Source organism: Cystobacter fuscus (assembly GCF_002305875.1).
Lineage (GTDB): Bacteria > Myxococcota > Myxococcia > Myxococcales > Myxococcaceae > Cystobacter > Cystobacter fuscus_A.
On sequence record NZ_CP022098.1, the window covers coordinates 12340116 to 12349744 of the forward strand.

General features: G+C 71.6%; 12 protein-coding genes. 2 read left to right on the forward strand and 10 right to left on the reverse strand.

All coding sequences use genetic code 11. The features are described from left to right. Window positions 1-2: 2 nt before the first annotated feature. The gene (locus CYFUS_RS50160) at window positions 3-629 is read left to right on the forward strand and encodes a pentapeptide repeat-containing protein (RefSeq protein ID WP_095991705.1); all 627 of its coding nucleotides are present in this window, start codon (window positions 3-5) and stop codon (window positions 627-629) included. A gap of 30 nt (window positions 630-659) precedes the next feature. Here CYFUS_RS50160 and CYFUS_RS50165 read toward each other — a convergent pair whose 3' ends face one another. Further along, the gene (locus CYFUS_RS50165; protein ID WP_095991706.1) at window positions 660-1571 is read right to left on the reverse strand and encodes an alpha/beta fold hydrolase; all 912 of its coding nucleotides are present in this window, start codon (window positions 1569-1571) and stop codon (window positions 660-662) included. A gap of 220 nt (window positions 1572-1791) precedes the next feature. On the opposite strand from CYFUS_RS50165, the gene sppA reads away from it, so the two are divergent. Further along, window positions 1792-3582 (forward strand): signal peptide peptidase SppA, encoded by a 1791-nt coding sequence (sppA, locus tag CYFUS_RS50170; protein ID WP_095991707.1) that lies wholly within the window; start codon window positions 1792-1794, stop codon window positions 3580-3582. Between the two features lie 63 nt (window positions 3583-3645). Here sppA and CYFUS_RS50175 read toward each other — a convergent pair whose 3' ends face one another. The 9 genes from CYFUS_RS50175 to rpmH form a co-directional block, all read right to left on the reverse strand. Continuing rightward, window positions 3646-4236 carry a Uma2 family endonuclease gene (locus CYFUS_RS50175; RefSeq protein WP_198317007.1) on the reverse strand — a complete coding sequence of 197 codons (591 nt, stop codon included), beginning with the start codon at window positions 4234-4236 and terminating at the stop codon, window positions 3646-3648. A 95-nt stretch (window positions 4237-4331) separates the two neighbouring features. Then, a complete protein-coding gene (locus tag CYFUS_RS50180) occupies window positions 4332-5675 on the reverse strand; it encodes a tRNA modification GTPase (RefSeq protein ID WP_095991709.1) in 1344 nt (447 codons plus the stop codon). A 36-nt stretch (window positions 5676-5711) separates the two neighbouring features. Beyond that, entirely contained in the window at window positions 5712-5942 is a 231-nt protein-coding gene (locus CYFUS_RS50185; RefSeq protein WP_002621381.1) for a hypothetical protein, read from the reverse strand. 37 nt (window positions 5943-5979) lie between these two features. Beyond that, the gene (locus CYFUS_RS53710) at window positions 5980-6159 is read right to left on the reverse strand and encodes a hypothetical protein (protein ID WP_232537274.1); all 180 of its coding nucleotides are present in this window, start codon (window positions 6157-6159) and stop codon (window positions 5980-5982) included. Then, window positions 6156-6749: a hypothetical protein gene (locus CYFUS_RS50190; RefSeq protein WP_232537275.1), complete on the reverse strand. Its 594-nt coding sequence runs from the start codon at window positions 6747-6749 to the stop codon at window positions 6156-6158. Before CYFUS_RS50190 ends, CYFUS_RS53710 begins: the two co-directional genes overlap by 4 nt. Next, window positions 6746-8557 (reverse strand): membrane protein insertase YidC, encoded by a 1812-nt coding sequence (gene yidC, locus CYFUS_RS50195; protein ID WP_095991710.1) that lies wholly within the window; start codon window positions 8555-8557, stop codon window positions 6746-6748. The genes CYFUS_RS50190 and yidC overlap by 4 nt, the downstream gene beginning before the upstream one ends. Window positions 8558-8570: 13 nt before the next feature. Then, window positions 8571-8789, reverse strand: a complete 219-nt coding sequence (yidD, locus tag CYFUS_RS50200) for a membrane protein insertion efficiency factor YidD (protein WP_095991711.1) — start codon at window positions 8787-8789, stop codon at window positions 8571-8573. Beyond that, window positions 8786-9190 (reverse strand): ribonuclease P protein component, encoded by a 405-nt coding sequence (gene rnpA / locus CYFUS_RS50205; protein WP_095991712.1) that lies wholly within the window; start codon window positions 9188-9190, stop codon window positions 8786-8788. The genes yidD and rnpA overlap by 4 nt, the downstream gene beginning before the upstream one ends. Before the next feature lie 13 nt (window positions 9191-9203). Then, entirely contained in the window at window positions 9204-9356 is a 153-nt protein-coding gene (gene rpmH / locus CYFUS_RS50210; RefSeq protein ID WP_002621386.1) for a 50S ribosomal protein L34, read from the reverse strand. Between the last annotated feature and the right edge of the window lie 273 nt (window positions 9357-9629).

Consider the following 9629-nt stretch of genomic DNA (forward strand, 5'->3'; position numbering starts at 1 on the left):
CCATGGGATGGCTCGAAAACGTCGTCTTCAGCGACCGGGTGATTGAAAACGAGCGCCTGGAATTAACGGACAAGAACTCACTCTACTATCTCAGCACCCACCTGACGCTGAAGAACTGCACGGTCGTCCTGAAGGTGCCCGCCAGGAACCTGGTCATCAATCAGGCCCGGTTCATCGACTGCACCTTCGAGGTGAAACAGGAGTTGAAGAAGAAGCAAACGTGGGTGTTGGCCTCGCTCAAGGGCTGCAAGTTCAAGGGCAACCTGTCGGACTGTGACTTCGGCCATTGGCCCGGCTATGCGCCCGGCTGGGAGCACGGCTCCATCGAGGACTGTGACTTCTCCGAGGCCCGCCTGGACGGCTGCCGCATCATGGGCTGCGACCCGGCCACCGTGCGCTTTCCCAAATGGCCCTGCTTCACCCTCCTGGATCCCGTCCGCAACAGCCGCGCGCTCAAGAGCGCCACCTGGCCCGGACGCTTCGGCCGCATCGTCATCGACGGCCTCGCCAACTACCCCGCCGACACCCGCGCCCTCACGTTCCACGCTCCCTTCCAAGCGAAGTACTTCGACATCACCCCGGAAGCACTCCAGGCCGTCATCCAGCAGTTCGACTGCATCCTCTCCTGACACCACGAGAAAAGCCTCGCCGCCCCCGCGCTACCAGCAGCGCGCGGCGAACGCGGCGAGTTCGCGGTTGAAGCGCCGGGCATCCTCCCAGAAGGGCGAGTGGCCCGTGCCCCCGAAGATGGACACCTGGGCATGCGGCACCACCGAGGCGATGTGCCAACCCGAGGCGGGCAGCACCACGCGATCCTCCTGCCCATGCGACACGAGCACCGGCACCGACAGCCGCCGCAGCACGTCGTCGTTGTCCACCGAGCGCGAGCCGAGCGCCTCGCGCACGTGGGCCGGCACCCCCTCGGTGTACGCGAGCACCAGGCGCCGCGTCTCCCGCGACACCTCCTCGTGGTGCAACAGCGACACGAAGGTCTCCAGCGCGGCGTGGCTCAGCGGCTCCTCGGGCGTGAACAGCCCGGGGATGAGCGAGAGCATCTGGGGCGCGAGCAGCCCGAACGCCTCCTCCGTGCCACTCTTCACCATGGCGGACACGAAGTTCACCCCCGCGATGTGCTGCTCTCCGTGGTGGCGCAGGTAATCACAGACAACCATGCCGCCGTAGCTCCACGCCACCAGCAGCGGGTTGTCCAGCCCGAGCCCGGTGATGACCGCCTGGATGTCGTCGGCCCACAGCCGCCCCTCCCCATACGCCCCGCGCGGCTTGTCCGAGTCCCCATGCCCCCTCAAATCCAACGCCACCAGCCGGAAGCCCAGCCCCAGGGCGCTGTGCAATTGCCGCCGCCACGCGCGGTGACACTGGGAAAACCCATGGATGAACAGCAGCGGCGGGCCATGGATGTCTCCCGCGTCATGCACGCGCAACGCCACGCCTCCCCCCCCGCGCACGGTATGCACCCGGCGGGTGATGGACTCGGGGAAGGGGCTGTCCACGCCCGTCGGGGTGGAGCGCGAGGATGACGGGAGCGCGAGGAAAGGTGTGGGGGAATCCATGGTGGCTTCGGTCCGGGACTGCGAGGTCTTGAGCGCCAGAAGGAATAGTCATCAGGGCAAACGATGAAGACCCCTCGGTGCGTTTCCGGTGACTGGAAGGAGGCAGGCGCTCGCTTCGAGCGTCCACGGGTGAACAACCCTTCCCCAGCAGGCGCGCCGGGCGCACGGCTCGCGAGCGTGGTAAGCCAGACCCCTTCGTCCGAGTCAGGAGTCCTCGCGCATGAAACGCTTCTTCATCGGTTCACTCGCCGTGGTGGGCGGCGTCGCCCTGCTCTTCGTCGCGGCCATCGTCGGGCTCGCCTGGCTCGCGGCGTCGAGCAGGCCGGGCGTGCCGGACAACGTGGTGCTGGAGCTCGACATCACCGAGCCCCTGCGCGAGCACGTGCCGGAGGACTCGCTGACGAGCGCCTTCGGCGAGCACCCGCCCACGGTGCGCGACGTGGTGGACGCCCTGGAGCGCGCGGGGGAGGACGGACGCGTCAAGGGCCTGCTGGTGCGGCTGGAGGGTCCCGCGGGCAGTACAGCCGTGGTGCAGGAGTTGCGTGACGCGGTGAAGGCATTCCGCTCGCGGGGCAAGAAGGCGTGGGCGTACGCGGACACCTTCGGCGAGGACACGAGCGCCACGGGCACCTACTACCTGGCCTCGGCGTTCGACGCCATCTACGTGCAGCCCTCGGGGGACGTGTCGGTGACGGGGGTGGGGCAGGAGACGCCCTTCGCGCGCGACGCGCTGGTGAAGCTCGGCGTCAAGCCGCAGATGGGCAAGCGCCACGAGTACAAGGCCGCCGTCAACACCTTCACCGAGCAGACGTACACCGAGCCGCACCGCGAGGAGTCCACGCGCTACCTCACGAGCATCTTCGAGCAGATGCTGCGGGGCGTGTCCGAGGGCCGCGGCCTCACGCCCGAGGCGGTGCGCGCCGCCATGGACGAGGCGCCGCTGCTCGGCGCGCGGGCGCTGGAGTTGAAGCTCGTGGACGGGCTGCTCTACCGCGACGAGGTGCTCGAGAAGGTGAAGGACACGGCGGGAGAGGGCGTGAAGCGGCTGTACCTGGAGAAGTACCTCGAGCGCGCGGGGCGGCCCCACACGCGGGGGCCGGTGGTGGCGCTCGTCTACGGGGCGGGCACCATTTCCCGCGGGCGCAGCGAGTCCAACCCCATGTCGGGCGAGGACACGCTGGGCGGAGAAACGGTGGCGGCGGCGCTGCGCAAGGCGGTGGCGGACGCGCGGGTGAAGGCCATCCTCTTCCGGGTGGACAGCCCCGGGGGCAGCTACGTGGCGAGCGACACGGTGCGCCGCGAGGTGCAACGCGCGCGCGAGCAGGGCAAGCCCGTCATCGTGTCCATGGGCACGTACGCGGCCAGCGGCGGCTACTTCATCGCCATGGACGCGGACAGAATCGTCGCCCAGCCGGGCACGCTCACCGGCAGCATCGGCGTGTACGGCGGGAAGATGGTGACGGCGGAGCTGTGGGCGAAGCTGGGCGTGAGCTGGGAGGCGCTCGGCGTGGGGAAGAACGCCACCATGTACAGCAGCTCGCTCGAGTTCACCCCGGAGCAGCACGCCAAGAACGAGGCGTCGCTCGATCGGGTGTACGAGGACTTCACGGCGAAGGCGGCCGCGGGCCGCAAGCTGCCGGTGGAGAAGCTGCGCGAGGTGGCCCGCGGCCGCGTCTGGTCCGGCGAGGACGCCAAGGAGAAGGGCCTGGTGGACGAGCTGGGCGGCTTCCCCGTCGCGCTGCGGCTCGCCAAGGAGGCGGCGAAGCTGGAGGGCGAGGTGCAGGTGGAGCTCTTCCCGAGGGAAAAGGACACCGCGGAGATACTGGCGGACCTGCTCGGCGAGCGCCGCGGGGACAACAGCGATGACGTGGAGGCGGGCACGGGCGTGGCGACACCCCTCAAGCCCGTGCTCGCCCGGACCCAGGCGCTCTACCGGCTCGCGGTGAGGCTCGGCCTCGTCGAGGAGCGCCAGCACGTGCTCGCCGCGCCGGTGCCGGACACCACCTGGTAGGGCCCGTGGGACGAGCCGCCGGAGCACTCCCCCCCCGTGCCCCGGCGGCTCAAACTCCACCCTTCAGCGCACCAGCTCCAGCACGGGCTCGGCGGGCGGCCACCAGAGCGCGGACAGCTCCAGCGCGAGCCCGGGGAAGGGCTCCGCGCGGACGATGGCCTCGCCCTCGTGGGTGCTGACGAGGAGCCAGCCGCGCTTGACGCGCTGGAAGCACTCCAGCGTGCGGGCCAGCGGATCCACCAGCCACACCTGCGACACGCCCGCGCGCGCGTAGACGGGCAGCTTGCGCGTCCTGTCCAACACCACCGAGCCGGGGCCGAGCACCTCGCACACCCAGTCCGGCGCCAGACGCATGAAGGGCTCCCCGGGGTTGGCGGCCTCGGCGAGCCGCTCCGCGCGCCAGCCGGCCAGGTCCGGCACCAGCACGTCCCGCCCCAGGCGCAGCTCCGGCGCGCGCAGCAAGCACCAGCGCCCCGCGCCTGAGCGCCGCGGCGCCAGCCGCTCCCCGAGTTCCACGCCCAACATGAAGGCGGCACGCGCCTGGATGTCGGAAGGCCGAGGCGACGCCACCAATTCCTCGTCGAGGATCTCCCCCACCCACCCCGTGGGCATGGCCTCGAGGGCCGAGTACGCCACCGCCTGGCTGTTGCACATCGAAATCACCCTGTCCTCCCATGGCCGTGAAGGCCGCTCCGGGAGCAGCACTATAAGGACGGGTCTGACATGCCTCCCCGGCGGGGGAGCGGGCGTTACTTGCCGATGCAGAAGCGCTGGAAGATGGCGTCGAGCAGGGCCTCGGAGACGTGCGTGCCGGACACCTCGCCGAGCGCTTCCAGGGCGAGCCCCACCTCGCCGGACACGGCCTCGAGCGTGGAGACGCGCAGCGCCTGCCCGGCGCGCCCCAGGGCCTCGGCCGCGCGGCGCAGCGCGTCCGCGTGACGCTCGGAGACGAGCGCGACGGCACCGGGCGCGCCCCCGCCCCACAGGCGCGAGAGCATCCCCGCGCGCAGGGTCTCCACGCCCTCGCCGGTGAGGCCGCTGACGGCCAGCGCGCCGTCTCCGCTCTCCCCGCTCCGGGCCCCGCCCGCGCGCACGTCGCACTTGCCCGCCACGCGCAGGACGGGCGTGGCCCCCGCGTCCTCCTCCCAGCGCCGCGCCGCGCGCGCGTACTCGCCGGGGGGCAGCACCAGCACGGCCAGGTCCACCGTGGCGAGCACCTCGCGGGTGCGGGCGATGCCCAGCGCCTCCACGCGCCCCGGCGCCTCGCGCAGGCCCGCGGTGTCCAGCAGCGTGACGCCCAGGCCCTCCCACTCGAGCCGCGCCTCGAGCACGTCGCGCGTGGTGCCCGGCTCCTCGTCCACGAGAGCGCGCGCCTCGCCGACGAGCCGGTTGAAGAGCGTGGACTTGCCCGCGTTGACGGGCCCGTAGAGCGCCACGCGCGCCCCGCGGCGCACGAGCCGTCCCCGCCCCGCCTCGGCGAGCAGCGCCTCGGCCTCGGCGCGCGAGGCGGCGAGCCGGGGCTCCACGTCCGCGTCCGCGCCCTCGGCCTCCTCGGGGAAGTCGAGCACGCCCTCGAGGTCCGCGTGCAGCGCGCGCAGGGGCTCCTCCAGCGCGCGCACCCGGGTGGCCAGCGCTCCGGCGAGTCCCGCCGCGGCGGCGCGCACGGCCGCCTCCGAGTCCGCGGCCACCAGGTCCGCCACGGCCTCGGCCCGGGTCAGGTCGATGCGGCCATGGAGGAAGGCGCGTCGGGTGAACTCGCCGGGCCCGGCGGGACGCACCGCGGGGTGGGCGAGGGCACGCGCGAGCAGCAGCCGCAACAGGCGCGGGCCGCCATGGGCCTGCAACTCGACGACGTCCTCGCCGGTGAAGGAGTGGGGCGCGCGGAAGTAGAGGAAGAGCCCCTCGTCGAGCACGGCGCCGTGCGCGTCCACGAAGGAGGCGAGGTAGGCGTGGCGGGGCGTGGGGGTGGCGGGGATGCCGGGGGCGAGCAGCCGGCCCACCTCGAGGGAGGCGGGGCCGGAGAGCCGGAGGATGCCCACGGCCCCGGCGGTGGGGGCGGTGGCGAGCGCGGCGAGGGTGGCGGGAGGAGTCATGCGTCGGTAGCGCGCGGGCGCCCCGCCGTCACCACGTCAGGTGCGCGGCCCGGGCGCGGGTGAGGCCCCGCGAGCGGCGCGCTCCACGGCCTCGCGGTTGTCGACGATGTAGCGCTCCACGGCGTCGTCCTCCAGTTCCAAGTCCCTCAGCACGCCGGGGTACACGAACTTGAAGGCGGGGGACTCCTCGTCGCCCCGGAGCCGGAAGCTCATCTTCAGCACGGCCGCGCCGTACAGCTTGTCCTTGAGCGACTTGGCCTTGCCCATCTGCTCCCCTTTCAGTCGGTTGCGCCGCGAGGGGGTGTCACCCCTCGAGGTCATCCTCGTCATCATCCGCCGGCAGGATGCTCCGCTTGGGCAGCGGCGCGGCCTTGTCCGGCGTGAACACGACGCGCCGGTTGCGGCCCTCACCCTCACAGGCGACCTTGAGCCCCGGCACGTCACTCACGGCCTTGAGGACGCGCGCGCGGTCCTCCTGCTTCATTGTAACGAGGGCGTAGACGCGGCCCAGGGTGGCCGATTTCTCGGCGAGCGCCCGGGCAGCCACGCGCAGGGCGGCATCCTCGGCCACCTCCAGGGCGCGCTCATCGGCTTCCACGGGGCGCGCCGGGGCGGCCTTGGCGGGAGCGGGCGGGGCGGCCCTGGCGGGGCGGGCGGGGCGGCCTTGGCGGGGCGCGCCGGGGCGGGCGCGGGGGCACGAGGCGCGGGAGGAGCGGCGGGGGCCGGAGCGGCGGGAGCGGGCTCGCGTCGGGCGCGCTCGCCGCGGGGCTCCGGGTGGACGCCGGCACCCAGGAGCACGAAGCGGCGCTCGGTGCCCGGGCGGTGGAGCATCTTGTTGAGGAGGAACTGGAGCGAGTCCATCACCTGGCTGCGCTTGCCCGTCTCCACGCCCGGAGGCGCCCCGGCCTGGAAGTGCAGGGCGACGGCGAGGCTGCCATCGCTGGCCTCCTTGAAGTCGAGCCGGGCGGGAAAGCCCATGAGGCCGAGGATGTCGGAGAGCAGGCGCTCCACGCGCGGGCGCAGGTCGGCGCCCGGCGCGGAGGACGAGGCGGTGGAGGGCTGGCTGTCGCTCACTTGCTCTTGCCTCCGGCGGGGGCGGTGGCGGCCTGTCCTCGCTCGAGCCACTTGCGCAGCCCGTACTGCTGGGCGATCGACAGGAGGTTGTTGGTGAAGATGTAGAGCGCGAGCCCCGCCGGGTAGTTGAAGAGCGTGGCGGTGAAGATGATGGGGAGGAACCAGGTCATCAACCGGGCCTGGGCCGGGTCACCCATCTGCGGCTGGAGCTTCTGGGTGATGATCATGCTCACGCCCAGGGCGATGGGCAGCAGGTAGGTGGGGTCCTTGTAGGTGAGGTCGCGCCACACCGGGCCGAAGAAGGGCTCCTGGTAGATGTCGTAGCTGTTGCGCAGGGCGGTGAAGAGGGCGATCCACACCGGCATCTGGATGAGCATGGGGAGGCAGCCGCCGAGCGGGTTCACCTTGGCCTCCTGGTAGAGCTTCATCATCTCCATGTTCTGCCGCTCGCGGTCATCCGCGTACTTCTTGCGCAGCTCCTCGACCCGCGGCTGGAGCTTCTTCATGGCCTCCATGCTCACCATGGACCGGTGGGTGAGCGGCAGGAGCAGCGTCTTGACGAGCACGGTGAGCAGGATGATGGCCACGCCCCAGTTGCCCGTGAGGTTGTGGAAGAACTTCATGATGCTCACGAGCAGCTTGGCGATGACGGCCCAGATGCCGTAGTCGATCGTCTCGCCGAGCGGCGGGGCGTAGGCGCTCGCGGGGAGGCTGGCGGCCGTGCGCAGCTCGGGACCGGGCACCACGGCGAGCAGGTCCGGATCCTTGGGCCCCAGGTAGCCGCCGAAGCGGAACGTCACCGTCTGGCCGGGGGCGGCGGTGAGCGGGAAGGCGGCCACGACCGAGCGCGCCTGGGCGGTGGCCACCAGCTCGCAGCGGCCCTGCAGCGCCCCCTCCAGCGGGTAGAGCGCGGAGAGGAAGTACTGCTGATCGATGCCGAAGTAGTGCACGGGGCCGCGCAGCGTCTCGGGGTCGGGCTGCTTGTCCTCGGCCGCGAGCTTGTGCTTCTCCTCGCCCACGTGGCACGAGGCGTGGCTGAGGTTGCCCATGCCGCCGAAGAAGGACGGGGCGTGCTCGTTGGCCGGATCGATGGCGCGGCCGTAGTGCACCTTGAACTCCCCGGTGAGTGGCTGGGCCGAGGTGTTCTTCACCTGCACGGTGTAGAGGATCTCGAAGCCCGGCTGGGGCCACTGCACGCTCTTGACGACTTCCCACGGCCCCTGGCGCGCGGTGAAGGTGGCGCCGCGCTCGGCCGCCACCGACTCGTCGACCGCGTAGCGGGCATTGGCCGGCAGGGGCGTGGGGCCGTCGATGGAGACGGCGAGCGGCAGGGGCTGGGCGGGCACCGGCTGCGCCAGATTCATCTGCGGCGGCGGCGGCACCTCTCCGCCGAAGAGCAGCTTGTAGCCCTCGGTGACGCCCAGGTGCTGCTGCTCGCGCATCTTCGCGCCCTGGAGCACCGCCGCGGTCAGGCCCGCGCCCTCGGTGGAGAACGTGTAGTGCGTCTCGGTGCGCCGCAAATCCAACGCGCGCACGGGCGGGGCGGGGGTCTCGGCCACGGCGCCCGTGCCCTCGAGGGTGGAACCCGGGGAGGGCGGGGTACCGGGAGCCGGGGGCGTCACGGCCGGGGTGCCTCCGTCGGAGACCTCGGCCACCTGCGTGCCCGCGTCCGCGGCGCCCGCCTCGGGCGGCTTGGGCGCGAAGAAGGTGGTGAAGGCGTAGGTAAGCACCATCGCGAGCGCGAGCGCCACCAGCAGTCGCCGCTGGGAGTCGGCGGAGTTGGGCGAGAGCGGATCCAGGTCGTTCATAGGCAGGGAGCGGTCAGGGCACCGGGTCGAAGCCGCCCGGATGGAAGGGCTGGCAGCGCAAGAGGCGCCAGGTGATGAGGCGGAGGCCGCGGAGGGCGCCATGCTTCTGCAGCGCCTCCAGGGCATACACGGAGCAGGAAGGGTGGAAGCGGCAGGCCGGGGGCAGCCAGCGGGAAATCCACCGACGGTAGAAGCGGATGGGCAGCGCGAGGAGGAAAGCGAGCGGGCTCATCGAGGAGGAGACTCCCGGGGCACGGACGGGAAGAGCCGCTGCAGCTTGCGGGTGATGCCGTCGAACGCGCGCGACACGACGGGGAAGGGGGCATCCTTGGCGGACTGGCGCACCACCAGCACAACGTCCACACCCGGCGGCCATTGCCCGTGGCGCTTGCGGAAGCACTCGCGCAGCAGCCGCCGCAAGCGGGCACGCTCCACCGCATTGCCCACCTTGCTGGAGATGGTGAGGCCCACGCGGCAATGGGGCCGACCATTGGGCCTCACGAGCCCCAGGAGACACTCCACGGGCACTTTCTGCCCCTTCTCCTGGACCTCGAGGAACTCGCGCCGCTTGAGCAGGCGGAGGGCCTTGGGAAAGCGCTCGTCGCGAGATGGCGCCTGGCCCCCGGCCTTCACGCGAGCGTCCCGACTACTTCTTGTAAGCGGACACGACCAGGCGCTTGCGGCCCTTGGCGCGGCGGCGGCTGAGCACGTCCTGGCCCGCGCGGGTGGAGTTACGCTTGCGGAACCCGTGGGTACGGTTGCGCTTGATCTTCGACGGCTGGTAGGTGCGCTTGGACACGGCTGGACTCCTGGGATGCTGTGGCGCACACCCCGGAGGCGCACGCCTGATCCAATGAGACGGAGGAAGGCGGCGCTCGTAACCCGATCTCCCACCCAAGTCAACGTCGGATCACCGCTCGCCCTCCCCACCGGGGTCGCCCACCACCCCCCGCCGAACCCCCACCGGGAGTGAAGGGGGACAAGTCCAGGGCTCGGGACGTTCGCCACCCGGCGAAGGGAAGGCGGGTTGCGATCAGAAGGGGGGACTTAAAGGCGCGAAACCCTTGGGTTT

What these genes read in the sequence shown, in the direction of transcription:
- CYFUS_RS50160 (WP_095991705.1), top strand. Translation starts at nt 3, where the DNA reads ATGGGATGGCTCGAAAACGTCGTCTTCAGCGACCGGGTGATTGAAAAC.
- CYFUS_RS50165 (WP_095991706.1), bottom strand. Translation starts at nt 1,571, where the DNA reads ATGGATTCCCCCACACCTTTCCTCGCGCTCCCGTCATCCTCGCGCTCC.
- sppA (WP_095991707.1), top strand. Translation starts at nt 1,792, where the DNA reads ATGAAACGCTTCTTCATCGGTTCACTCGCCGTGGTGGGCGGCGTCGCC.
- CYFUS_RS50175 (WP_198317007.1), bottom strand. Translation starts at nt 4,236, where the DNA reads ATGTGCAACAGCCAGGCGGTGGCGTACTCGGCCCTCGAGGCCATGCCC.
- CYFUS_RS50180 (WP_095991709.1), bottom strand. Translation starts at nt 5,675, where the DNA reads ATGACTCCTCCCGCCACCCTCGCCGCGCTCGCCACCGCCCCCACCGCC.
- CYFUS_RS50185 (WP_002621381.1), bottom strand. Translation starts at nt 5,942, where the DNA reads ATGGGCAAGGCCAAGTCGCTCAAGGACAAGCTGTACGGCGCGGCCGTG.
- CYFUS_RS53710 (WP_232537274.1), bottom strand. Translation starts at nt 6,159, where the DNA reads ATGAAGCAGGAGGACCGCGCGCGCGTCCTCAAGGCCGTGAGTGACGTG.
- yidC (WP_095991710.1), bottom strand. Translation starts at nt 8,557, where the DNA reads ATGAACGACCTGGATCCGCTCTCGCCCAACTCCGCCGACTCCCAGCGG.
- yidD (WP_095991711.1), bottom strand. Translation starts at nt 8,789, where the DNA reads ATGAGCCCGCTCGCTTTCCTCCTCGCGCTGCCCATCCGCTTCTACCGT.